The sequence below is a fragment of the Ruegeria sp. AA3 genome, from assembly GCF_056542905.1.
Genome location: NZ_JBQGAQ010000011.1, coordinates 113,354 through 136,507, shown reverse-complemented (window position 1 = coordinate 136,507; position 23,154 = coordinate 113,354). Strand labels below are relative to the sequence as shown.

The 23,154-nt window shown below is 53.8% G+C and carries 22 protein-coding genes and 1 pseudogene; 8 read left to right on the top strand and 15 right to left on the bottom strand.

Translation table 11 applies throughout. From position 1 onward, the window contains the following. Positions 1–108 precede the first annotated feature (108 nt). The 3 genes from ACR0JR_RS17745 to ACR0JR_RS17735 all read left to right on the top strand — a co-directional run bounded on the left by ACR0JR_RS17745 (position 109) and on the right by ACR0JR_RS17735 (position 5,525). On the top strand, positions 109–3,708 hold the full coding sequence (locus ACR0JR_RS17745; protein ID WP_480457235.1) for an adenylate/guanylate cyclase domain-containing protein: 3,600 nt from the start codon (positions 109–111) through the stop codon (positions 3,706–3,708). Between the two features lie 26 nt (positions 3,709–3,734). Beyond that, on the top strand, positions 3,735–3,992 hold the full coding sequence (locus ACR0JR_RS17740; RefSeq protein ID WP_010443373.1) for a DUF4242 domain-containing protein: 258 nt from the start codon (positions 3,735–3,737) through the stop codon (positions 3,990–3,992). A 117-nt stretch (positions 3,993–4,109) separates the two neighbouring features. Further along, entirely contained in the window at positions 4,110–5,525 is a 1,416-nt protein-coding gene (locus tag ACR0JR_RS17735; RefSeq protein ID WP_480457234.1) for an FAD-binding oxidoreductase, read from the top strand. Between the two features lie 153 nt (positions 5,526–5,678). On the opposite strand, the gene ACR0JR_RS17730 is transcribed toward ACR0JR_RS17735, so the two are convergent. From ACR0JR_RS17730 to ACR0JR_RS17700, 7 genes are all read right to left on the bottom strand, one after another. Beyond that, positions 5,679–6,338, bottom strand: a complete 660-nt coding sequence (locus ACR0JR_RS17730) for a DUF2461 domain-containing protein (RefSeq protein ID WP_480457233.1) — start codon at positions 6,336–6,338, stop codon at positions 5,679–5,681. Positions 6,339–6,350: 12 nt separating this feature from the next. Then, positions 6,351–6,695, bottom strand: coding sequence for a TfoX/Sxy family protein (locus ACR0JR_RS17725; RefSeq protein WP_480457232.1), 345 nt, complete (start codon positions 6,693–6,695; stop codon positions 6,351–6,353). Next, on the bottom strand, positions 6,695–7,093 hold the full coding sequence (locus ACR0JR_RS17720) for an MAPEG family protein (protein WP_010443377.1): 399 nt from the start codon (positions 7,091–7,093) through the stop codon (positions 6,695–6,697). The genes ACR0JR_RS17725 and ACR0JR_RS17720 overlap by 1 nt, the downstream gene beginning before the upstream one ends. Positions 7,094–7,117: 24 nt before the next feature. Continuing rightward, complete coding sequence (locus tag ACR0JR_RS17715) at positions 7,118–7,504, bottom strand: VOC family protein (protein WP_010443378.1); 387 nt, start codon at positions 7,502–7,504, stop codon at positions 7,118–7,120. Between the two features lie 68 nt (positions 7,505–7,572). After that, a complete protein-coding gene (locus ACR0JR_RS17710) occupies positions 7,573–8,808 on the bottom strand; it encodes an RNA polymerase sigma factor (RefSeq protein ID WP_480457231.1) in 1,236 nt (411 codons plus the stop codon). A gap of 3 nt (positions 8,809–8,811) precedes the next feature. Continuing rightward, complete coding sequence (locus ACR0JR_RS17705; protein WP_480457230.1) at positions 8,812–9,183, bottom strand: YciI family protein; 372 nt, start codon at positions 9,181–9,183, stop codon at positions 8,812–8,814. 121 nt (positions 9,184–9,304) lie between these two features. Further along, positions 9,305–9,670 carry a VOC family protein gene (locus ACR0JR_RS17700; RefSeq protein ID WP_170782168.1) on the bottom strand — a complete coding sequence of 122 codons (366 nt, stop codon included), beginning with the start codon at positions 9,668–9,670 and terminating at the stop codon, positions 9,305–9,307. 263 nt (positions 9,671–9,933) lie between these two features. Here ACR0JR_RS17700 and ACR0JR_RS17695 point away from each other — a divergent pair, with 263 nt between their 5' ends. Then, positions 9,934–11,676, top strand: coding sequence for an adenylate/guanylate cyclase domain-containing protein (locus tag ACR0JR_RS17695; protein ID WP_480457229.1), 1,743 nt, complete (start codon positions 9,934–9,936; stop codon positions 11,674–11,676). A 328-nt stretch (positions 11,677–12,004) separates the two neighbouring features. Next, positions 12,005–12,901: a LysR substrate-binding domain-containing protein gene (locus tag ACR0JR_RS17690; RefSeq protein WP_480457228.1), complete on the top strand. Its 897-nt coding sequence runs from the start codon at positions 12,005–12,007 to the stop codon at positions 12,899–12,901. Between the two features lie 164 nt (positions 12,902–13,065). On the opposite strand, the pseudogene ACR0JR_RS17685 reads toward ACR0JR_RS17690, so the two are convergent. From ACR0JR_RS17685 to ACR0JR_RS17650, 8 genes and pseudogenes are all read right to left on the bottom strand, one after another. Then, positions 13,066–13,205: pseudogene (locus tag ACR0JR_RS17685) on the bottom strand (IS6 family transposase); the annotation flags it as partial. Between the two features lie 151 nt (positions 13,206–13,356). Then, positions 13,357–15,675: a caspase family protein gene (locus ACR0JR_RS17680; protein WP_480457227.1), complete on the bottom strand. Its 2,319-nt coding sequence runs from the start codon at positions 15,673–15,675 to the stop codon at positions 13,357–13,359. A 16-nt stretch (positions 15,676–15,691) separates the two neighbouring features. Beyond that, on the bottom strand, positions 15,692–16,012 hold the full coding sequence (locus ACR0JR_RS17675; RefSeq protein ID WP_170777110.1) for a hypothetical protein: 321 nt from the start codon (positions 16,010–16,012) through the stop codon (positions 15,692–15,694). A gap of 272 nt (positions 16,013–16,284) precedes the next feature. Then, entirely contained in the window at positions 16,285–17,559 is a 1,275-nt protein-coding gene (locus ACR0JR_RS17670; protein ID WP_480457226.1) for a DUF4384 domain-containing protein, read from the bottom strand. Between the two features lie 98 nt (positions 17,560–17,657). After that, positions 17,658–18,083, bottom strand: a complete 426-nt coding sequence (locus tag ACR0JR_RS17665; protein WP_480457225.1) for an ExbD/TolR family protein — start codon at positions 18,081–18,083, stop codon at positions 17,658–17,660. After that, complete coding sequence (locus ACR0JR_RS17660; RefSeq protein ID WP_480457224.1) at positions 18,080–18,514, bottom strand: ExbD/TolR family protein; 435 nt, start codon at positions 18,512–18,514, stop codon at positions 18,080–18,082. The genes ACR0JR_RS17665 and ACR0JR_RS17660 overlap by 4 nt, the downstream gene beginning before the upstream one ends. A 10-nt stretch (positions 18,515–18,524) precedes the next feature. Then, the gene (locus ACR0JR_RS17655) at positions 18,525–19,145 is read right to left on the bottom strand and encodes a MotA/TolQ/ExbB proton channel family protein (RefSeq protein WP_170781938.1); all 621 of its coding nucleotides are present in this window, start codon (positions 19,143–19,145) and stop codon (positions 18,525–18,527) included. 3 nt (positions 19,146–19,148) lie between these two features. Continuing rightward, positions 19,149–19,565, bottom strand: coding sequence for a hypothetical protein (locus ACR0JR_RS17650; RefSeq protein WP_010443392.1), 417 nt, complete (start codon positions 19,563–19,565; stop codon positions 19,149–19,151). 414 nt (positions 19,566–19,979) lie between these two features. Here ACR0JR_RS17650 and tssA point away from each other — a divergent pair, with 414 nt between their 5' ends. From tssA to tssC, 3 genes are all read left to right on the top strand, one after another. Further along, entirely contained in the window at positions 19,980–21,017 is a 1,038-nt protein-coding gene (gene tssA, locus ACR0JR_RS17645) for a type VI secretion system protein TssA (RefSeq protein ID WP_170781939.1), read from the top strand. Positions 21,018–21,087: 70 nt separating this feature from the next. Next, positions 21,088–21,603 carry a type VI secretion system contractile sheath small subunit gene (tssB, locus tag ACR0JR_RS17640; RefSeq protein WP_010443394.1) on the top strand — a complete coding sequence of 172 codons (516 nt, stop codon included), beginning with the start codon at positions 21,088–21,090 and terminating at the stop codon, positions 21,601–21,603. Positions 21,604–21,606: 3 nt separating this feature from the next. Beyond that, positions 21,607–23,103 (top strand): type VI secretion system contractile sheath large subunit, encoded by a 1,497-nt coding sequence (gene tssC, locus ACR0JR_RS17635; RefSeq protein ID WP_010443395.1) that lies wholly within the window; start codon positions 21,607–21,609, stop codon positions 23,101–23,103. The last annotated feature ends 51 nt before the right edge of the window (positions 23,104–23,154 follow it).

Sequence of the window (23,154 nt, the reverse complement as noted above, 5' to 3'; positions counted from 1 at the left end):
TGTAGAGTGACCCGAAGACAGATGACAGCGGATGCCATTCATTGAATAATCAGTTCATTTTGAAAGCCTATTCTTGATTAGTATCGCGTATCTCAGCATGATCCAAAGATGTCGGCTGGAATAGACAAGTGGTTAAACGATCTCGATCTGAGTCAGTACGCGGATGTATTTGCGGAAAACGATATTGATGCGCGCGTTCTGCCATTACTATCTGGCGACGACTTAAAAGAGCTTGGAGTTAGCCTTGGTCACCGCAAAATCATCCTTGCTGCAATTCACGAGCTTGACGGCCAAAGACCCGCAACCTCACCGTTACCAGCAGCTGGTGTTCGAGCGCCTGAAGACGAACAAGCGCTGACCTTAGACGATTCACAAAGTGATGATCTGCGCAAACAGAAGTATGTTGAACCGCCTACTGCAGAAAGGCGTCACGTAACAGTTTTGTTTGCCGATCTTGTTGGCTCGACTGAACTCACCAATCGCTTTGATCCCGAAGACATGCGGGACTTGCTACAGAACTATCAAGATGCCGTTGCAGGAGCCGTAAGCCGATACGGTGGCTACGTTGCAAAGTACTTGGGTGATGGTCTTCTCGTGTTTTTCGGATGGCCGCGGGCTTATGAAGATCACGCAATTCGGGCAGTAAAAGCCAGCCTTGAGTCTGTTCACCGAGTCAAAGAGCTCAAAACGCCTGACGGAGAGCCTTTGTCAGTCAGACTGGGCGTTGCGAGCGGCGATGTCGTTGTCGGCGATACCATTGGCGAAAACACTTATGAGGAGGGGGCCATGACTGGTCCGGTCGTCAACCTTGCGGCACGGATTCAAGAATATGCAGAACCAAACTCAGTCGTTTTGTCAGTTGAGGAAACCGAGACAGCTTTGCATCGGATATTTGAGTTCAAATCTCTTGGGCAGGCAGAGCTAAAGGGGTTTGCCGAACCACGTAGTCTGCAGAAAGTGGTGTCGGAACGCAGTGCGGAAAGCCGGTTCCGCGCCTCACATCGAGACGATGTCGACAGCGTCATGGTTGGCCGGGACTACGAAAAGGGTATCCTATTGCAATCATGGCGACGTTCTCAGAACGGTCACGGAGACGTTGTTCTGCTTTCCGGTGAAGCCGGAATTGGAAAGTCACGGCTTACAGAGGAATTCCTTTCAGAAATCACTGAAAACGACCAGGCCGATGTCATAAGGCTGAACTGTTCCCCCTATCTCAGCAGCAGCCCATTTCATCCGGTAGCCCATCGAATCTCCCAGGATGCGGGCGTTGAACCGGACTTTGATGACAATCTGATCCTTGAGCATGTCAGAAAGATGCTTGAAGGACGGCCAGGGTTGGACTGGGAGCAGGTTCTGCCTGTCTTTGCAGCGTTGGTCGCACCTCGTAGTGCGCTCGCCCAAAAGGTGCTCGAGATGTCGCCGCAGGAGCAGCGCGACACAACAATCCAGACATTGATTCATACAGTGCAGGTGCGGTCGAGCGTACACCCGGTTATTCTTTGCGTAGAAGATGCTCATTGGATTGACCCATCCACACAGGCCTTGTTGGAGCGGTTTAAGTCGATATGCACCGATCTTCGTCTGATGATCTTGATAACCCACAGACCCGGTTGGGAATTGGCCCGTGATGATGGGGACACGCACGTGCAGTCTCTAGTTTTGCGCCGATTTGATTCCGTGCATGTCTCAAACCTTGTCGAAAACATTACAGGCAAGAGACCGGACAAAGCGCTGATCACTACAATACTTGAAAAAACAGATGGTGTTCCACTGTTCGTGGAAGAAGTGACCCGAGCTATTGTCGAATCCGGCGAGCAGGGGCAAGGCCACATACCATCCTCATTGAAAGGCGCGTTGATGGCGCGGCTCGATGCAGTATCGCCAGAGGCAAAACAGGTCGCCCTTACTGGATCGGTTATTGGCCGGGAGTTTGAGCCGGGCATATTATGTGCTGCGAAAGGCCTTGAAGTATCTGATATCAACAAATGCCTAGAAGAGCTTTCTCGAACAGGTTTAATCTTTGAAAGCGGACACAATCGCGGGCACTTCGTTTTCCGCCATGCTCTTATTCGCGATACCGCCTATCAATCCATGTTGAGTTCAACCCGGAGACAACAGCACGCAGACGTGGCACGTGCTTTGGTGCGGATTAGATCATCTGAGATTGAGCGTCGCCCTGAACTGGTCGCGCGCCACCTTTCTGAGGCTGAGGACTGGAGCGCCGCGTTTGAAAAATGGCAGATTGCGACCGAAATGGCGTTGGCGCGATCTGCCAGCCAAGAAGCAATGACGAACGCCAAGGAAACTTTAAGAGCTGCCGAAAAACTTGGTTCAGACACCAATACAGAATTGATCAAAGGCAAAATCCTGGTCGGCCGCAGCCATGACAGCCTGGGCCAATTGCCTGAAGGGATAGCGGTTCTGAAAGAGGCTTCCAACGCGGCCCGGGCGGTGCACAACGCGGAGCTGGCCGCTGACGCGGCCAATCACTTCGCTGACTCATGCATGATGTCCAGCGAGAGGCACGGCGAGGCGATCGAACTCTGCGATAGTGCACTGAAAGATTTGCCCGATGATGATGAAATCCGTCGGTGCAGATTGATGAGCCAGCTTGCCCGCGCCCACATGTTCGTCGGTCAGTTCTCCGAAGGGGCACGTTTCGGCCAGCAATCCATGGAACTGGCCGCAAAACTGGGAGACTACAAATCTCAGTTCTCGGTAATGATGATGCATTTTGGAGCCCCATTCGTTGCGCGAAAGGGAAGAGAAGCCCACCGTTGGCGCGAAAACCTGGAGGCTATGCACGGTGTGGCCGAACATCTTGGCAGTATCGATCAAGGACGAGACCGGACTCTCAGCCTGTTTGTAGGTGCCGAGATGGCCGACCGCGAGTTGATGGACCATTCTCTGGGCTTGCTCACCGAGATTTCTGAAAAAGACAATCATCTGCAACTCTATTGGGTTCAGAAACACGCACGCGCCATGGTTGCAATTATGGACGGCGATTTTGAGCAAGCAGAAAAACACGCCACCGAGGCTGTGAAGATCGGTCGACAGACCCATGGGGAGCATGTTGAAGGTGTTTTCGGGGTTCAGATGTTTACGATCCGCCGCGAGCAAAACCGACTGCACGAGGTCGCGCCTGTGATCAAGAAATTGATGGCGGACAGTCCCGAAGACATCTCGTGGAGACCAGGATTTGGCCTTATCGCGGCCGAGCTCGGGTACAAGGAACCTGCTGATCGTATACTGAACGAAATGGCCGACAATGGCTTCGATCTTCCACTCGACGCTATGTATTCAACGACCTTATCTTACCTGGCTGACATATGCGTTGCCATTGAACATCAGGGACATGCCAAGACGCTCTATGAATTACTGGCTCCGTACGAAGAACTGACGATCACTGCAGGGGCAACGACGGTGTGCGCAGGTGCGGCAGCGCGACGCCTTGGCGGTCTGGGCACGGTGTTAAAAGACTGGGATGCCGTAGACACAATGTTCCAGAAGGCTATTGAAATTGACACGCGCATGAAATGCCCACCTTGGATTGCGCACAGCAAAGCGGCTTATGCATCCGCATTGAGGCGACGGGGACGCCCCAAGGATGTGGAACAGGCGTTTCAACTGGAAGGGGAAGCGTTGGCAATTTCGCAGAAATTGGGTATGGTTTCCCTAAGGTCAAAGCTCGAAGGAGTAGCGAGTTAAGGTACTTAAACTGTTTGGGGGACTTAATGCCTAGATACATAATTGAAAGAAATTTTGCCGAGCAGCTAAACGTCAGTGAAGATGACAAAATTCACATCAAAGAAATCAATGACGAAGTCGGCGTCGAATGGATTTTTTCGTTCCTCAGCGCAGATAAGCGCAAAACATACTGCTTGTACGAAGCCCCTGATGAGGAGAGCCTCAGAAAGGCGGCTGAGCGACTGAATATTCCTGCCGATGTCATAACACCTGTGGATCGGATTGATCCGGCAATATTTGCCTGATCCGCAGTCATTTTTACCCACCTCAATGAAACGACTTCGCGAGACAACGCGACGGAAATAGCAAATAGCTGAGGCAGCCTTGCAAGAAGCCCGACCTGACTATTGGGAGGCTTACGCATGTTTGACCTGAAAACACTCGACGGAAGTACAGCTATTGTGCATCAAGACACCTTGGACGCTCTTGATGCATCACTTCGCGGCGGGGTCTACCAGAAAGGCACCTCGGAATACGAAGACGCAAGAACAACGTGGAACAGCATGTTCGAACGTTACCCTGGGTTCGTGATCCGCGCTCTGGGAGCAAGCGATGTGCAGAAGGCCGTGAATTTCGTACGAGACACTGGCCTCGTAATGTCGGTTCGGTCAGGTGGGCATCAGATTGCAGGGCACGCTGTCGCAGATGAAACAGTCATGCTCGACCTGTCCCAAATGCGGTCGGTTCACGTAGATCCTGTCAACAAGACTGCTCGGGTTGAACCGGGTGCACTGCTAGGAGATGTGGATCGTGAAACCCAGGCACATGGACTTACCGTTCCTGTTGGCATCAACTCGACCACGGGCATTGCGGGCCTTACCCTTGGCGGCGGTTTTGGATGGACCACCCGGAAATTTGGCATGACGATCGACAACCTGCTCTCAGCGGAAGTCGTGACTGCGGACGGAGCCATTGTAACCGCTTCCCCTACAAGCCACCCGGAACTTTTCTGGGCTATCCGCGGTGGGGGTGGAAACTTTGGTGTCGTAACTTCATTTGAGTTCCAACTGCATGAGCTAGGACCCGATGTCCTGTCTGGCCTCATTGTTCATCCGATAGAAAATGCGCCAGAGCTCCTCGCTGAATTTGCTACGATTGCTGACAATTCCCCGGATGAGCTGACCGTCTGGAGCGTGATGCGAAAAGCGCCTCCTCTACCGTTCCTGCCAGTTGAGTGGCATGGGCGAGAGGTGTTGATCTTTGCAGCCTGCTATAGCGGGTCGATGGAGGAAGGTGAAAAAGCTATGGCGGCATTGCGCGCGCTAAGTGAACCAATCGCCGATGTGATATCTCCCCACAAGTTCGTAGACTGGCAGGCCGCCTTTGATCCTTTGTTGACGCCAGGCGCCAGGAACTACTGGAAGAGCCATGATTTCGATGCACTTTCTTCGGATGCAATCTCAGGACTCTTGGAAGCGATTTCCAGCCTTCCTGACCCGGCGTGTGAAGTTTTTATTGCCCATGTGGGCGGAGCAATGGCGCGCGTCGAGGCCGGTTCTACCGCTTATCCCCAGAGATCTGCTCACTTCATCATGAATGTACACACGCGTTGGGAGGATCCCAGCAAGGATGCCGAGTGCATTGCTTGGGCGCGAGATCTTTACGACCAGATGCAACCGCACGCGACCGGAAGTGCGTATGTCAACTTTATGCCCGAAGACGAAGCGGATCACATGGCAGGAGCATATGGTGAAAACGGTGAGAAGCTTTCTAAGATCAAAGGCACATATGATCCCATCAACTTGTTCAGGGTAAACCACAATATCTTGCCTACGTGATCGAATGCAGAACTGCATAAATTGATCCAGATTGATGTTGAGTGTTTTGCTTTGTCGTCACGCCGCATTTCTCGTTCCTGCCGTTCATCCAACCGGATCCAGGTTGCGGTGCGCCCGTAAAAGCCGCCATCCGTTGTGTTCGCAGTAGTGGGGTCACGTGATCCGCGAAAGCAGCTGAAACACTGGCATCAGTTTGGCGAACTCGGCGGCTGTGAGTTCCGTCAGATTCGACTTCAAAACAAAGGCTGGAGTCTCGGTATCCATCCAAACTGCAAAGCCCTTGCGCCGCAACACTTCCTCATGGGGGTGGTCTTTGTCAAAACCGGGCGGGATGCGCTTCAACTCCGGGTCACTGATCCTGAAACCCCGTTTTCGCATCTCTAATGTGATCTGGGTTAACTCTGCGCCCAGAGGACCCGCCATCGCCTCGCGGAAAGTGTCCAAAGCCCATTTGTCGTACTGGAACACCCCACATCCGAGTGACAGCTTTTCTGGGGAAAGGCCAAAGAACCACATTGGCGGCTGAACCGCCTGTCCTCTCGGTAGGAACGCAAGGTGCAGATGCGCGTTATAGGGTGTCTTGTCTTTGGAAAACCGAACATCGCGATGAATCCGAAAGATTTTGCTGCTATGATCCTGCCCAGTCAAGTCGCGTAGCGCCAACTCCATATCTTTGGCGAACAGCTTGCTGGGTGCCTTTATATGGGTATCATACGTCGCCTTGTTCGCCGCAAACCAGTCCTTGGTATTGTTGGCCTTCAGTTCTTGCAGGAAGCCCACTGCCTCGGCATCAAAACAATCGAATTGGGCCATAAGATCCTCCGTTCAGTCTTTCTTGGGCAACGCCGCGGCATGTTCGAGGCATAGCTGCAGCCACCGTAGCAAGGCTGCGTCATCGCAGTCTGATGCGTCAACGCGAACAAAACCGCCCAGCTTGCGGGTTCCGTGAATCACAGCGCGGGCTTTGGGGTCCTGCAATCCCGTGGGCTCGTTCACCTTACCCACCCTAAACATGAACCGACCCACGCCATCCTGATGTCTGCGCGCACCACAAAGCATGTTGCCATTCAAAAAGAAGCACAGGCCGCCCATCATCCGCTTTTCGGAAATGCCCACATGCGCGGCCAGAGCGTCTCGCATGCGGGCGTTGAGTGTTTCATCCACTGGCATCAGCTGTAGATCCAAAGCTGCCAGAGGATTGCCAGCGCAAGCACCAACATGGCCAAGGTCGTCAGCGCCGCCCCTACCGCACGCCCCTTGCCATTCACCGAAGTGCTGAGGCTGAAATAGTGGACAAGGCGGGCAAACAGCAGCACACCACCGCAGGCGGCGACCAGCCAGGATGGGGTTCCTGCGATTTCTGCCCCCGCCAGGGCAAGCAATGCAAGCGGCACGTATTCGATGAAGTTCCCATGCGCCCGCATCAGCCGCAGCAAGTTTTCATCTTCACCGTGAAGCAAAGAGATCCCGGTCTTGGTGCGACGCACACCAACGGCGATCGCCATCGGAATACTCATCAAAACAAAAATAGCAGTGACGACCAGCGCGATCTGCGGAAACTGTTCCATGTTATGCCTCCTCTTTGATTGCGCTTAGGACGCCATGCTCTCATATGTGATTAGCGCAAACCGTGCCCCTTGCGGGTCAGTCAGAGTGGCCATGCGACCGACCCCCGGCATATCCATAGCAGGCTGGACAATCGCGGCACCTTTGGCCTCAGCCTTGGCGACGCTGGCGTCCACGTCGGCCACGGTAAAGAAGATCGTCCAGCTACCGTTATCCTCTGGCATTGGGGAAAAGCCACCAATTGCGGTTTCGCCAACAACGGCGGCTGAATAGCTTGATCCGTCCTGCATGGGCATGTCATTGATCGTCCAGCCGAGCACCTCTTGATAAAAGGCTTTGGCTTTGCCCTGATCAGGGCCGGAATGTCCGATCCAGCCGGAGTTTCCGACAGTGGTCATCTCAAGAATACTCATGTGCTTCTCCCTTGGTTACGCCCGCCACATACGGGTCTGATCCAAGGACGCGCGATATTCAGTGATCCCTACACGCCGCGTAATTTATTTTGGCTAATCTCTATTTTTTCCGTGATTGCAACACGTTCGGGCGCGGTTGGGTCAAGATTCATTACCGTTTCAAAGGCGGCAATCGCCGCGTTGTGATCGCCGGTTTCCTGCAAAAGCCCTCCGCGCATTGCGTGGAACCAGCGATAGGTGGACAAATCCTGCGCCAGAGTCTCCATCGCCTTTAACGCATAATACGGGCCGTGCAGCTTGGCCTGAGCCGCTATCTGATTGAGACGGATGACAGGTGTTGGCAGTAATGCGTAGAGAGCAGCGTAGTGACTTTCGATCGACGCCCAGTCCGTGTCATCTACCGAATCTGCATGGGCATGTGTTGCGGCGATTGCAGCCTGTACGATGTAAACACCATGATGACCAGTCCGCTGAGCCTTCTGCAAAAGACCCGTCGCCTCGGCGATGTCCGAGCGATCCCAAAGGCTGCGATCCTGATCGTCCAACGCGACAAGCTTTCCGTCCGTATCAATTCGCGCATGACGCCTAGCGTGCTGGAACAGCAACAATGCCAGCAAGGCGGCCTGTTCCCCCATCGCCGGAAACAGTGCCGCAAGCAGACGGGCCAAACGGATCGCCTCTTCACACAAGGTAAGCTTGATTTGATTTTGACCCGCTGAGGTTGACCATCCTTCGCTGAACATCAGGTAGACCATCAAGGAAACTTCACCCAAGCGTGCACCCCGCTCAGCCGGGCTGGGTGTTTCGAAGGCAACCGGATTGCTCGCAATCTTCTTTTTTGCACGCGTGATCCGCTGTTCCATAGTTTTTGGCCTGATCAGAAATCCGCTCGCGATTTCGTCTACGCTCAGCCCCAAAACCACGCGCAAGGCAATGGCAATCTGGTCCCGCCGGTCTAGTTCCGGATGGCAGCAAATGAACAGCAGTCGCAATACATCATCCCGCATTTCGTCAGGGTCCGGTGTTTCGGCGGGCATCAACTGAAATTCCTCACTGTGACGCGCCAGAATTGCCGCACGACGCTGTGATTTGCGCACATGATCAAGGCCCGAGTTGCGAGCGGTCGTCAGCAGCCAAGCTAACGGGTCGCGAGGTGCTCCGTCTTTGGGCCAGACCGTCAGCGCCTTCAGGCAAGCTTCGGCAAATGCCTCTTCTGCCGTGTCGATATCCCGGAACAATCGGGTCAGGGCCGCAAGCGCGCGCGGTCGATGCAGAGTGAAAGTAGCCTCAAGCCAGTCCGACATGACCTATTCCGACGAGATCACGCCGCCCGCCCAGGCGACCGGGCGCACCTCTAACCGTGCGACAGGGGACGAGATCATCTTTGCGTATTTCAACGCTTCATCAAGGTCTTTGAAATCAGCGGCATAGAACCCAAGGAAATTCTCTTTTGTCTCTGCAAACGGACCGTCGGTGATCAGGGGAGCCGCGCCTTCGGTCGTAGCTGGCTCGACCATAACTGCAGAGGTTGGCGGCATCAGTTTCATCGACACAAACTCGCCCCGGTCCGTTAATGCCGATTGCAGCGCGCCGTGTCCCAACATCACCTCTTCCTGGCGATCTTTGGGCAGCGCTTCGAACACGTCCGGCTCCCCATAAATCGTGATTGCGTATATCATTTTCACCTCCATGCATCATTCACATGGTGCAAGGACGCGCGAGGACATGCAAATCCGACAACCGGTCCATAATGCAAGGTCGCAACATAGCCAGTTGGAACACCGAGAGGCTAATCGAATGCTAGGCGGGTTCCCAAAGCTCAATTGGGTTTCCTTCTGGATCATTGAGCCACGCGAATTTGCCATTCGGATATGGCGATTCCGGATCTCGGCGGACGTCGACACCATTGGATTCGAGCTGCGCGATCATTTTCTCAATGTCACGAACACGAAAATTCAGCATAAATGCCTTTTCTTGGTTCCCGAAATACTCTGTCACTTTTTCAAACGGGGCGAATACAGTCTCGCCTGCTTCCTGCGTCCAACACGGTGTTTCATAGTCGTTTGGTACGAGATCAATGCCCAAATTGTCACGATACCATGCTGCCAAAGTAGCAGGCTCGTCTGCCCTGAAGAAAAACCCGCCAAAGCCCAGTACTTTTTCCATCTTCGATTTCTAACCAGGAGACGCTATCGGAAAAGACTACTCCAATACGTGGAATTTGATAAGCGCGGCCCGTAAGAGACATTCGTCGCCCACCCGCGATGCTGCGGGCGCAGCCCGCCTTGCGGACCTACGCTGCGACTGCGAAAGTGGGCGCCAGTAGAACTGTCACTACAAGCACAGAGCCTCTGATCAATGGATGTGACCATCCAGTTATGGATGGTCTAATACCACACCGGTCGTTATGCAGAGGAAGGGAGGTGAATTTGGAGCGACGGCTTGCAGCAATTCTGGTCGCCGATATGGTCGGCTATACTCGTCGCATGGAGCGAGACGAAGCTGGAACGCTTGATGCGTTGACCGCTCACATAGATGGAACAGTTGCACCACTGATCAATCGTCACCACGGACGGATTGTCAAACTTATGGGTGATGGCCTTTTGGCGAGATTCGCTAGTGCTGCAGACGCGGTTTCTTGCGCTGTTGAATGGCAACAAGCACCCTTGGAAGAGCCAGACCCGTTACTTTTTCGCATTGGCATCAATCTTGGCGACATAATCATGCAAGAGGATGATGTCTTTGGCTCCGGTGTTAACCTTGCCTCGCGTTTAGAGCAACTTGCCCCGCCAGGAGGTGTGCTCGTCTCGGACGCTGTCTATCGCGTGGTTGGCAACCGCATTTCGGTCGTGTGGGAGGATGCGGGCACACATACCATCAAGAACATCACTGAGCCTGTTAGGGCCTGGCGCATTGGAGGAGCGGAGCAAGCACGGCCTGACGCGAAGCCAGCAGCTACACCCCGCAAAGCTACCATCGCAGTCTTACCACTGCACAGTTTGAGTGACGACCCGGAGCAGGCATTCTTCAGCGATGGCATCGCGGAAGACATTATCATCGGATTGTCCCGATTTCGTACTCTTCAGGTTGTCTCCAGAAACGCATCTTTCCGTTTCAGAACACAGGAAACCGATCCGGCAGAGATCGCAGCAGAATTGGGAGCCGATTATCTCGTAATAGGCAGCGTTCGAAAGGCCGGTAGTCGGGTAAGGATCTCCGTACAGCTCGCGGAAGCAAGTACGGGCTCGCAGCTATGGTCAGAACGATATGATCGCGAGTTGGAAGACATCCTGTCCGTTCAGGATGAGGTGGCCCGCAACATCGTTGCGGTCCTTCCGGGACGTGTTCAACACAACGTTGCCGACCGATCATCGCAAAAACCAGCAGATGAGATGAAGGCCTATGAGCTGATGCTTCGAAGCAAAGCTCTTCGAGATGGCCTAAATGCCAGGGATACGGCTAAAGCACGAGCTTTGCTGGAACGGGCCATTGCGCTCGATCCGTCCATCGCTCGGTCTTACATGTACCTCTCAGACACCTATGTTATCGATCTTTGGCTGGGATTGGCGGGCTCTGACGCTTCCGATCACATCCTGCATATCGCCCGCAAGGGTGCTGCACTGGACAACCGGGACGTCTACATTCAAGACCAACTGGGTTTTGCTTATCTCTGCGCAGGCCTCTGGGACGAAGCAAATGCACAGTTCGAAAAGACGTTATCGCAGATCGAAAACGAAGCGGAGTCCATGGCGTGGTGCGGTTATGCTTTTCTGTTGCTGGGGAGGCACGAAAAGGCGAGAGAGGTCGTATCGGAAGCTATGCGGTTAGATCCGCTGCATCCCCCTTCGATCGATTGGATCATGGGGCAGATAGAGTTCTTCTGCGGAAACTACGAGGAAGCAATCGGCTTTTTGATGGGAGAGGCTCGGCTCAACTCGTTAGCTGCGGCATTCGTGGCAGCATCTTACGCGCATCTTGGTCGGCAATTTGAGGCGGCGGCTGCATTGCAGGAATTTATCGCGGAGCGCTATGATGAATTTGGGAGTCGTGGCATCGAAGTGCCCAAAGACAATCTCTCCTCTCTTGCGCGTGGTTATGAATCTATGTGGCGGTGTCGAGACGATTTCGAAGTTTTGGCGACTGGTCTGCATAAAGCTGGTTTACCGGTCTGACTTACTTAATCAAAGGTCCGTGTAAGGCGTTATGCCAATCGATCTCGGCGTCTGAGATCCCGGAATCTTGCCGTTCAACCCTGCTCATTCTGGTTGGATCAATTCGCTTTGCTAGCAATAATCGGAGCAACTCTTTGACTTTTTCGCATAAGGCATAAGCACTTTTGACTCCTGAGACCGGGACTTCACGATGTGGTACAAAATCACGAGAATAGGCGCACTTCATGGATCTCTCCTTTAGTAATCATGCACCTACTTTCTTAAGAATCTTGACATCCCACAAACGCCGTTTCTTGACATCAATTGTTCCAAAAAGTCACAATCGATCATGCCAAGAAACTTACCTCCCCTAAATCCGCTGCGTGCCTTTGAGGCAGCTGGGAGGTTGGGTAGCTTTACCCGTGCAGCGGAGGAATTGAACGTATCGCACTCCGCAATTTCCCGTCACATACGCGGGTTGGAAAAGCGGTTGAACGTGCATCTTTTCCGGACGCAAAAATCTGGTGTTGCCCTCACCGAACAGGGACAAATCTACTTGGGACAGATCACGCCTGCTCTTGACAAAATTGCCATCGCAACTGACGCTCTGACGTCTGCGCCCAAAGGTGTTGTTACCATGACAACAGAGAGCGCCGTCGCGCAAAAATGGTTGGTGCCACGGCTACCACGACTGAAAGCCGCGCATCCAGAGATAGACTTACGTCTTTCGATCACAACAGAGGTCATGGATATTGAGGCGCACGATTTCGATCTGGGCCTAAGATATCTGCGCACCCACCCAGACGAAGGGTACGACCTGTTGTTTCCATCTCTGGTCAGAGCTTTTGCCGCGCCAAACTTTGCGCCAATTGTTGGTTCTGAGACCAACCTAAAAGTTCTGGCCACGGGCCCATTGATTGAAGAGGCAACTTTCCGTCTTTGGCCAGAATGGTTCTCGAAATCTGGTTTAAAAGAGGTTCCTACTCTTGATCTGCCTCATCCATTAGGTGCACTCCTGTCAATCCAATCGGCCGTGGCGGGCCTGGGGGCTGTTCTGATGGACAAGCACCTTTGTCAAATAGAAGTTGAGACGGGTGCGTTGGTGAGCCTTAACGACGTAGAAATTCCCTTTGGAGGATATTACCTCGCCACCAACCAGCGCGCGGGACGGCGGCGAGCCGTCCGTGTTGTTAGAGAGTGGTTGCAACAGGAGGCGCAATCCCCGGAAGGTGTGGCTACTGCTTGATTTTGCCATGCGCAGAATCAAACCGAGCGCACCGGTCGGTCCGCCTTGAATCCCTAATCGACCTCAGAGGAAACGAAGTGTCTTTTGATTTGATTGCTCGTTAGCGGCGGTCTCCACAGCGAAACCTGCCAAACGCAGCGAGCTGCACGTGCTTATTCAAGGATCAGCGTGACGTAATCTGCTGATATACCGTGTTCACCCAATATCTCTTCCGAGTCTCGGTATGAAACACCGCGCCGAACCCAAAAGAACACTGAGACAGGATCACGTCCTTCGGGTATTGCGCGCCTTTTTGCGAAATCATGAGCTGACATTCGGCCTGACACTTAATTGTATCATGAGCTCACTACATCCATGCCCGACATAGTAGTTCGTGGAATTGGTTGTTTAACCTTTTGGTCGGGTGAGCTTTCCATGGTCAGCAACGAACGTCAGGTCAGAACCAAAACATGCTGCTAAAATAAATCGAAACGCACCGGGTTTCTGGCCCAGTACACTCTTGCCGCCAGCAAGAGCCGTTCTTTCGGATCATCTAGTGCGGCGTAGGGAATGGGCACTCTGTTCAAAGCAGTTGCGTTTTCCAGCGATTTTAGAGTCTGCGCTCCGACCTGGCCGTCTACCTTGATACTTTCACCTAATTCGTTCAGCGCCATCTGGAGAGCACGGTCCAAGGCCTCGCGTGGTACATTGTCCAACTGCGATTGTGCCTGGGCAGCTGCTTCAGTATCTGCCAACAACGCTGCTTTTGCAGCTCTGAGGGCGGCGTCTGCCGGGCCTTTTCCAGAAACCTGACCGTCGAGAATGATAAAAGCGCCGTTTGCCCCACCCCAAGCATCGCCCCTCGCAAGTGATACATCATACCACTCCAACGCTTCAGAGCGAGATCGGCCTTCAAGCTGGCCACGCAAGATCATCCGCGCGATGCTGGCCGGGGCAGTTGGGTGACCGCCTTCGGAGGCTGCCATGAAATATTGCAATGCCTTGTCATAGTCGACAGGGTTTCCGCCGAGGCCAAGCAGTGCGACATAGGCGAGGTTGTCGTAGCCATAGATGTCTTTTCGCAATTCAGACGCCCGGAGATATCGCATGCCTCTCTCCGGTATGTAATGCGCCGAGTCTTCCCGCAGGAAATACAGTCCAAGCTCGTTCATCGAAAATGTGTGTCCAAGTTCAACTGCACGCTCGAGAAGCTCAAACCCACGGCTCTTTTCCTGTTGGGTATCTCCTTCTCGTAGCAGCTTCTTCCCAAGGCGATGCATGGCGTACGGGTCTTGTTCGGCGGTGCCCTGTTCCAGCAGGCTGAGCGCTTGTTGAGGGTCATACGGAATCTTGGTTACACCACGGTCGATCCGTTCCGAGTCGAGTAGCATTGCCAAGGCAAATTTCGCCCGTATGTGGCCAGCTTGTGCCGCCGCAGATATATTGGCATGTGCATCTACCAGTTGCCCGGCGGCCTGTTGCACCCGCCCAAGCTGATATCGAAAACGGGCATTACCGGGATATTCGGCGACAGCTGTGCCACACGCCTTCAGACCGGCCGGGATGTCCAGTTCGTTTGGAAGGCGAAATACACCGACACCATTGAGATCAAGTGCATCACCTGCCTCGATGTCGCATGCGTTAATGTCCAGCTGCAATGAGACGTCGACGCGTTTACGTTCCTGATCGGAGGTGACAACTTCAACGCTAAAACTGTCCCGAACGCCATTATTGCTTATCTCGACCGCTCGGACATCTGAAATTTCAGGAGCATATGAAATCGAGGCGGTTTGCTGAGTATCTTCCAGCGCGATTACACCTTGTTCAGGGCGTTCGACAATCTGAACATCAGTGATTTCGGTCCCGAGCGCTTGCGACAACGTTTGGATCAGTGGAATGCTTTTGTCGAACTGCTGAACGAGGTCCAGCGATTGGCTGGTTTCGCTCGGAACGGCTTGGGATTGCTGTTCAACCTGGTGTTGGGCCAGGTAAAAAGGTTTCACCAGCGTAGAGCTTTCCCACGGTATTTGCCGCCCACCCGTCGCCTGGTGGACACGTTCCCGGATGACCGGGAACAATTGTTGGATGTTGTCATATGGAGTGGCCCGTGCAGCTTCTAATACGGCTGAAGTATAGGGGCTGTTCTGGCCGATGTCGCCATCGCTGGCGACGGCACCGGGTGAGGTCGAATATGCGACTAGTGAATTCAAAGGCGTGCTAAAAACATCAAAGCCTGGTCGCGTTTCGAACAGGTTTGCATCAAGATCCGCTGCCAACCTGATATCGCTGAACGGATTGTCCCGGCATGAATCAAGGATCGCCACATGGGCTGAACTTCTGGCGGATAATGTGTCGATAATCCGGTCCAGTGTCATCGTGGCCAAAGGAACGTCGTAGATGCTTTCGAATTTTGCATCGACCGGTAACAGGTAGTTGCGTCGCCCAATCTGAATGCCATGGCCAGCATAATAAAATAGGACGTTGGCTGAATCAGGAATGTTTAGAACCGCAGTTCGAAGAAGCTCCTCGAATTCTCGCTTTTTAAGATTGTATCCGTCGTAAACCTTAAAGTTGAATTCCCGTAACAGAGCAGCAATGTCTTCTGCATCTTTTTGCGCATTAGCAAGGTCGACGACTTCGGAGTAATCCTGATTACCAATCACAATTGCAATCCGAGGCGCTTCAGTAATCTGCGCTGTGCTCTCAGAACTTGATTGCGCCCAAACAGAGTCGCTTGCCGCAGACAAAGCGACTGTGCCCCCGAAGAGCGCGCCTAGCAGACTACGCTTCAACATGTTTTATATCCCTGCGCTAGTTCCAGCTACCGCCGCCGCCGCCGCCGGTTCCACCGCCGCCGCCACTACCGCCACCACTGCCGCCATCATTTCCTCCACCGCTATCGCCACCTCCGTCGCCTTGGCGCTCTTCGCCGGAGATCAACGTGCTTTCGGTTGGTGCGGGAGCAGTTTGGACCACTGGGGCCGACACTTGGGTAGGTGTTGGCGAAGCCGCTGAAACAGGTTGTGTTGCGGGGCTTGATGGAACGGTTTGTGTCTCTGCAGTCCACGGCAGTTCGCATCCTGCCAAAATGAACGTACCCGACAATAGTATTGGCAGTGAAACTCGGGCCATAATAGCCTCCCAACTCTCTGAACTAATCAATTTCATCTCCAAGCTTACGCATGGTAAACTCTCTCTGTCCATTGTTGTTTGCCACACAACCTAGGCCCAGACTGTAATCTGCATCACATCAGAAGTTATGTTGCAATCTTGCCGTGCGAACATATCCGTGCTTTGCGGTGAAAACGAGTATCCGCGCACCTGCCAAGGCATAGGTTTGTGGCTGATACGAAACGTATCCATCGATGTGTGCCTCAATTAACTCTTATGTAAAAAGACGATGTCTACCGCTCGGTCGTAGTGATGAAGAAGTAAACCCATTCTCCTTTGAAGTTCGGGTTGCTTTTGCGTGCTTCGGTAATTCGTGATTTCAGGAAATTCAGATATCCCTCGGCAGGTTCAACCAACGGTCGATCGTCTTGATACAGCGGTTCCGACGCTGCGAAGGCGACGGCTATTTCCTGCCCATAAGGTGGCCCTATCGTAACAAAGAGGCCCGCGTCACCCGGTTCCGCTGCGCCGATCTGCAAAGCAGCATTTGCAGGCGTCGGCGCCATTGGAGTTGACACGTTTGGTCTGAGGTGGATCACCTGACCTTCGGCATCGAAATAATCGACATAGACGAAAGCGTCGTAATCCGCCCCAGTCAGGTCCAATATCAGCTGCTGTCCTTTAACATAGTGAAATTCGCGCGCATGAATGTCCTTTCCGATGAGAAGCGGATTGGTGATTTGATCTGTAGATTGCGGCAATCCGACATCCGCGATGCCACTGAGCGCGCCACATTGTGGGCGAGGTAGGATGTGAAGCTTGTCGTCAACCCGTATGTTGTTTCCCATTTGTGCCTGAAGGGCTGTCAGTACAGGATTGCGCAATCCGTCTTCGGGGATATGACCGATGACCTGCAATGTGTTGGTGTCGGGTTGAAATTGAACTTGCAACCGCGCACACGGGATTTGCGCCAGCAGCCCATCGATTCCATCCCGCAGATTCTGAGCGCTATTCCCGGCGTCTTCGGGTCGCATGAAACTCTGGATCGCCGCCAGAGAGACGGGGTCGATCGGTTCATTGCCCGTGGTTGAAAACACCTCGGACGCGTTGGTGGGAGGGATATCAGGGACTGTCTGCTTTAGGGCGACGGGTTGGGGTCTCACAGGCTGGGCCAGTTCCTGTTTTGGAGGTTTGGGGGGCAAAGCTTGCACTTGCGGTGAGCTTGAAAGGATCGGATTCGCCTGCAAAGTAGCTGGGACCAACCGAGATGGTGACACTGCTGCGGCTTGTAAGGGCTGAGGCGCGCCGGTGACTTGCTGTATCGGCTTGGCCAAATTTTCAAGTGGTGCCAGAGCATCCGGTTTCGCCTGGGTTGCCGCAAGCGTCTGCTGTGGGAGTTGCTTCGAAGCTGCGGTCGATTGATGTATCGCGCTTTGATCCAGCTGCGCCCCAATTGCATCCGTTGTCGGCGCAGCCTCGACTTCCGGTCGTGCTTCGATAGCCTCGCTTTGTTTGACCTGATGGGCGGACAATTGCATCCGGGTCTCGGGCACGGGCTGCTTCGTCACCGGGTCTGGCTCAACACTCCAAATCAGGGCCAGAGCGCCGCCGACATGAAGGGCGAGCGAGCAGACTAACCCAACCCCCCATATGAACGGCCCCTTGATCACCGTGCAGGCCCCGGAGGTGTCACCACCAGAACTACGTCGCGTGCACCCATCGCCTCGAATTGGGCGATCTGGGGCAGGATGTCGCGTAATGCAGCGTCGCGATGCGCGTTGATCCGGATCAGAATGTCTGGATCGGCTTCCAGTTGGGACTGAATGCGCTGATTAATGTCTTGCAGATTAATATCTTGCAGAAATACCTCTTCGCCGTCTAGCGCCATCGTCCCATCGGCCGCTACGGATAACGTGATGCCTCCCGCTGGCATGTCCGCCCCGGTCAGGGCCGTTGGTGGGGTTACATCAAACGGCGCAGTGGCGTCCATGCGGCCGATCAACATAAAAAAGACCAGCAGGAAGAACACCACATCGATCAGGGCGATGATCGTCTCGGGGTGATGGCGACGAGCAGGGCGAGAGATCCTCACTGGCGGGCCTCCAGTCGGATCACGCGCATGTTCACGGCCCCAGCGCTTGTGACAATATCCATGACAGTTACAAGCGACTGTAGTCGAGCACCTCCGGTCGGCAGGATGATGACCCGAAGCGCAGGGTTCCGATCAAGGCGGACTGTCAGCAAGCTGATCAGTTCGTTCCGGGTGAAATCCTTACCTTGATGAAAGGGGGAACCGTCTGTTCCGATGCGAATAAGCAGTGTTTCGGATTGAGTCTCGGCTTCGGCTGCCTGCGAGGGGACCGGGCGGTTGGACTGTGCCAGCGCCGGAATCATGTCTAGGTTCAGATAAGTCGACGTGACCATGAAGAACACCAGCAGGATCAACATTACGTCGATCATCGGAACCAGAGAGATCAATGGCCGGGTCGGCTTGCGTCTGTTCAGGCTGATATCGCTGTACATCGAAGCTTCCTTAATGCGCGCCGCGCTCCTCAAGCACCATTAGATTGCCAACAGCGTTCTCTATGGACTGCGCTCCTGCTTCGGCACGTCCGGACAGCAAAGAGGCGCCAATGGCAGCTGGAATGGCGACCAACAACCCGGCAGCGGTCGTCAACAGCGCCTGCCAGATACCACCCGCCAGAACCGAGGCGTTAGCCGCACCCTGCGCCAACTCCAATTCCTGAAACGACTGAATCATTCCGGTCACTGTGCCTAAAAGCCCCAGCAAAGGCGAGATCATGGCGATTAATTCTAAAACGCGAATCCAGCTGTTCATTACGGCGAATTCTTGATTGCCGCGACGCGTCAGCTCGGCCATCAGGGCAGGCCCTTTGAAGCCATCGATAAGCGCTTGCATGGCATAGGCACAAACACGGTCCGCCGGTGATTTACCTGCGGCGACGGCCTGTTGCGCAGATTTTTTGTCTCCGACCGACCATTGGACAAAAGCCGCGTCCCGAGCGGGCCCTCCAGCGCGTACCGGCGCGAGCTTGATAACCTTGACCACGATCACTGTCAGCGACAGCAAAGACAGTAGTCCAAGAAGGACGATGATTGGGCCTCCGGTGCCCAGATTTTCCAACCCCGGCATGGCTTATTGCGCCAGATTCGCTGTTGTCTTGCTGTCCAACGCTAATAGCGGGAAGCAATCCACAGGGTTTTCGTTCTGAGGTTTGCACGCGGGCAGGTCGTGTAAAAGCACCTCGGAAATATCTGAGCAATCAATCTCGGGAATCTCAAAGAGCTTTAGAACTGTCCGTTGTACCGGTAGGGGCGCTGCGTCGATGGACAGCAAGCGATCGATCACTCCGTCGCCGTCGAGGATCGCCAGTGACATTTCAAATTCTTCAAAGCTGTTACCGGTCTGGTTGCGAAACAAAAAGAAAGCGCGGCAGCCCCCAGCCTCGCCAGTTTCAAACTTGTTCAACTCAATGGACAGTTTACCTTCGTCAGCCTGCGCCATCATGGCTGCAAGTGTCAGTGCAATGACTGCAAATATCCCTGTTTTCATTTTATTCCCGTTCTCGATTGCCGATTTCTCCTAGTCGTCCGCAGGCGTCGTCTGTGAAGACGGTGTGCCAGGGTCCGTTCGATCGGGTTCGGACCTTCCATGATAATTGCAGCATCGGACTGCATGCGAGAAGAGGAAATTTTAGTCCTCGGCATCTAACTTCTTCGGCGAAACGAAAAATGCGTGCCTTATCGGCGTAGCGGCCAAACCATGTCGTAAAAAAAACGTATTTATTAGGTTTGACTTTGGGCCTGGTATGGGGCTGATTCATAACAATGACTGCGCATAAAACGCGAAATGTTTGCAAGCTTTGTCATCGTGTGAAGTAGTTCATATCGGTTGTCGGGAATATCACGTTAAGCGGTGCCAACAAACGGACAAGCGGCAGACAACCGCCACGTTATTGGGGAGAGTATGGAACTATCATCTTATCTGGAGCCTAGAAGCGAAGATCAGCCAAGCGGTGAAAACCTGGAATATGATCCGGCATTTACTGATCTTGAGATCGCGGCTCAGCCAGGGGAAGAACGTCAGATGGGCGACGAGGTCGTCGCCGCTGAAGAACAAGATTGGGCTGATGTCGAGGCCAAAGCGCTAGCGGTTATGGAACAGAGCCATGATTTGCGCGCCGCGATCTACCTGGCTGAAGCGGTTTTGCATACAAAGGGTCTTACTGAATTTTCAGCTTCGATAAATTACGTCAGATCTCTTCTGGATGAATTCTGGGATACTTGTCACCCTGAGTTGGACGAAGATGATGGCGACGCGACGATGCGGATCAACGCGGTGCGTGGTCTGGCCTCGACTGAACGTATGGTGCGAGCGCTACGTCGCACTGGCTTGACGGAAAGCCGAACTTTCGGACGCATCACCCTACGTCATCTGGATGTTGTCGATGGCCGCATAAATATGCCGGCCGATCTGGACGACATCCCGGACGAAAACAGCGTTGCCGCCGCTTTCAAGGATACTGATGAAGAAACACTTTCCGCCAACGCGGAAGCGGTTGCATCAGCGCTTGAGAATGTAAACTCTATCGATGCTGTCTTTGCTGACAAGACCCCGGGAGAAGGCCCGAATCTGGACCCTTTGATTGACGCATTGAAGAGCATCAAGCAGGCGATGTCCCGTTACGCTGATGTCGGCGACGCCGCAGATGACGACGTGGACGAAATGGATGCACCCGCGGCTAAATCAGGATCAGGACCAGCTGCTGCGCCTGCAGGCGGTGGTGCGGTCAACTCGCCCGAAGACGTTACCCGAATGTTGGAACGCATTATGGATTATTATGCGCGCTGCGAGCCTTCCAGCCCGCTACCGATTTTGTTGGAACGGGCAAAGCGGCTTGTGAATGCAGATTTTATGACGATTATCGAAGATATGGCCAAAGAGGGTCTGGACGAAGTGCGCCAGATCGGCGGATTGAAAGATGATGATGACGATGGATTTTGATACGTTTCCGGCGATAGCGCTGGAACGTGGATCGAAACAAAAAGCTGACGGATGAGTCGAGGAGCAACAGATGGCTGACAGTTCACAAAAATTCATAGCCCGGAACAGGGCTCCGAGAGTTCAGATCGAATATGATGTCGAGCTTTATGGAGCCGAGAAGAAAGTACAGCTGCCGTTTGTCATGGGCGTCATGAGCGATTTGGCTGGCAAATCCGAGGTCGAGCAGCCCGCCGTTGCAGACCGGAAATTCCTGGAAATTGATGTAGACAATTTCGACGACCGGATGAAATCGATGGCGCCGCGCGCTGCGTTCACGGTGCCCAACACCCTGACAGGTGAAGGCAATCTGGCAGTAGATATTACCTTTGAAAGCATGGATGATTTCAGCCCGGCCGCGATCGCGGCCAAGGTCGAACCGCTGAAAGAGCTGCTGGATGCGCGCACACAATTGTCCAACCTCATGACCTATATGGATGGTAAAACCGGGGCCGAGGATCTGATCTCAAAAATTATGCAGGATCCCAGCCTGCTAAAGACACTGGCAGCCCAGCCCAAGCCGGGCAACGACGCTGCTGAGGAGGAGTAAAAGATGGCCGATGAAGAAGCCAAGGTAGAAGCCGCCGAAGGCGCAACCGCATTTGGATCATCCGAGTTCGAAGCTCTGCTGACCAAGGAATTTCGCCCGAAATCGGACCAGGCCAAGACTGCCGTTGAAAGCGCAGTGAAAACACTTGCCGAACAGGCCCTGGCCAATACCGGCCTTATTTCGGACGATGCGCTGCGCTCGATCGAAGGCATCATTGCTGAGATCGACAAGAAGCTGACCGAACAGGTTAACCTGATTTTGCACCATGCCGATTTCCAGCAGATGGAAAGCGCGTGGCGTGGTCTGCACTATCTGGTGAACAACACCGAAACCGACGAGATGCTGAAAATCCGCGTGATGAACATCTCGAAAAAGGACATGCACAAAACTTTGCGCAAGTTCAAAGGAACCGCGTGGGATCAGTCGCCGATCTTCAAGAAGCTCTACGAAGAAGAGTTTGGCCAGTTTGGTGGTGAGCCTTATGGCTCATTGGTTGCAGACTATCATTTCGATCACAGCCCGCAGGATATCGAACTGTTGGGTGAAATGTCGAAGATTGCCGCTGCTGCCCATGCGCCGCTTATCACCGGTGCCAAGCCTAGCCTGTTCCAGATGGACAGCTGGTCAGAATTGGCTAACCCGCGCGACCTGACCAAGATCTTCCAGACCCCGGAATATGCTGCTTGGCGGTCTCTGCGTGAAAGTGAAGATTCCAAATATGTGGGCCTGGCCATGCCGCGCTTCTTGGGGCGTCTGCCTTATGGTTCCAAAACCGAACCGGTCGAGGAGTTCGCCTTTGAGGAAGACACCACTGGTGCGAATAGCGACAGCTATAGCTGGGTGAATGCGGCCTATGGCATGGCGGTAAACATCAATCGGTCTTTCAAGGAATATGGTTGGTGCTCGCGGATCCGCGGTGTGGAAAGCGGCGGTACCGTTGAGGGCCTGCCAGCGCACACCTTCCCGACCGACGACGGTGGCGTTGACATGAAATGCCCAACCGAGATTGCGATTTCGGACCGGCGCGAAGCGGAACTGGCCAAGAATGGCATGATGCCGTTGATCCACCGCAAAAACAGCGACGCTGCCACCTTCATCGGTGCGCAATCGCTGCATAAACCCGCCGAGTATGACGATGCTGACGCGACTGCGAACGCCAATCTGGCTGCTCGTCTGCCATATCTGTTTGCGACCTGCCGGTTTGCTCACTACCTAAAATGCATGGTGCGGGACAAAGTTGGTTCGTTCAAAAGCCGTCAGGATATGGAATCCTGGTTGCAGGACTGGATCAACCAGTATGTTGACTTCAACGCTGATATTTCTGCTGAAGCTGAGAAGGCGCGCAAACCGCTGGCTTCCGCCGAGGTTGTTGTTGAGGACGTAGAAGGGAACCCCGGATACTACACGTCCAAGTTTTTCTTACGCCCACACTACCAGCTTGAGGGGCTATCGGTGTCTCTGCGCCTAGTTTCGAAACTTCCGTCGGAAAAAGCCGGTTAAACCGAAAAAAAAGTGGCGGCGGGTGAAGTGCTTCACTGCCGCCATTTCAAA

What these genes read in the sequence shown, in the direction of transcription:
- ACR0JR_RS17675 (WP_170777110.1), bottom strand. Translation starts at nt 16,012, where the DNA reads ATGGCCCGAGTTTCACTGCCAATACTATTGTCGGGTACGTTCATTTTG.
- ACR0JR_RS17700 (WP_170782168.1), bottom strand. Translation starts at nt 9,670, where the DNA reads ATGGAAAAAGTACTGGGCTTTGGCGGGTTTTTCTTCAGGGCAGACGAG.
- ACR0JR_RS17715 (WP_010443378.1), bottom strand. Translation starts at nt 7,504, where the DNA reads ATGAGTATTCTTGAGATGACCACTGTCGGAAACTCCGGCTGGATCGGA.
- ACR0JR_RS17680 (WP_480457227.1), bottom strand. Translation starts at nt 15,675, where the DNA reads ATGTTGAAGCGTAGTCTGCTAGGCGCGCTCTTCGGGGGCACAGTCGCT.
- ACR0JR_RS17655 (WP_170781938.1), bottom strand. Translation starts at nt 19,145, where the DNA reads ATGCCGGGGTTGGAAAATCTGGGCACCGGAGGCCCAATCATCGTCCTT.
- ACR0JR_RS17745 (WP_480457235.1), top strand. Translation starts at nt 109, where the DNA reads ATGTCGGCTGGAATAGACAAGTGGTTAAACGATCTCGATCTGAGTCAG.
- ACR0JR_RS17735 (WP_480457234.1), top strand. Translation starts at nt 4,110, where the DNA reads ATGTTTGACCTGAAAACACTCGACGGAAGTACAGCTATTGTGCATCAA.
- ACR0JR_RS17660 (WP_480457224.1), bottom strand. Translation starts at nt 18,514, where the DNA reads ATGTACAGCGATATCAGCCTGAACAGACGCAAGCCGACCCGGCCATTG.
- ACR0JR_RS17705 (WP_480457230.1), bottom strand. Translation starts at nt 9,183, where the DNA reads ATGATATACGCAATCACGATTTATGGGGAGCCGGACGTGTTCGAAGCG.
- ACR0JR_RS17730 (WP_480457233.1), bottom strand. Translation starts at nt 6,338, where the DNA reads ATGGCCCAATTCGATTGTTTTGATGCCGAGGCAGTGGGCTTCCTGCAA.
- ACR0JR_RS17720 (WP_010443377.1), bottom strand. Translation starts at nt 7,093, where the DNA reads ATGGAACAGTTTCCGCAGATCGCGCTGGTCGTCACTGCTATTTTTGTT.
- tssC (WP_010443395.1), top strand. Translation starts at nt 21,607, where the DNA reads ATGGCCGATGAAGAAGCCAAGGTAGAAGCCGCCGAAGGCGCAACCGCA.
- tssB (WP_010443394.1), top strand. Translation starts at nt 21,088, where the DNA reads ATGGCTGACAGTTCACAAAAATTCATAGCCCGGAACAGGGCTCCGAGA.
- ACR0JR_RS17710 (WP_480457231.1), bottom strand. Translation starts at nt 8,808, where the DNA reads ATGTCGGACTGGCTTGAGGCTACTTTCACTCTGCATCGACCGCGCGCG.
- tssA (WP_170781939.1), top strand. Translation starts at nt 19,980, where the DNA reads ATGGAACTATCATCTTATCTGGAGCCTAGAAGCGAAGATCAGCCAAGC.
- ACR0JR_RS17690 (WP_480457228.1), top strand. Translation starts at nt 12,005, where the DNA reads ATGCCAAGAAACTTACCTCCCCTAAATCCGCTGCGTGCCTTTGAGGCA.
- ACR0JR_RS17650 (WP_010443392.1), bottom strand. Translation starts at nt 19,565, where the DNA reads ATGAAAACAGGGATATTTGCAGTCATTGCACTGACACTTGCAGCCATG.
- ACR0JR_RS17725 (WP_480457232.1), bottom strand. Translation starts at nt 6,695, where the DNA reads ATGCCAGTGGATGAAACACTCAACGCCCGCATGCGAGACGCTCTGGCC.
- ACR0JR_RS17740 (WP_010443373.1), top strand. Translation starts at nt 3,735, where the DNA reads ATGCCTAGATACATAATTGAAAGAAATTTTGCCGAGCAGCTAAACGTC.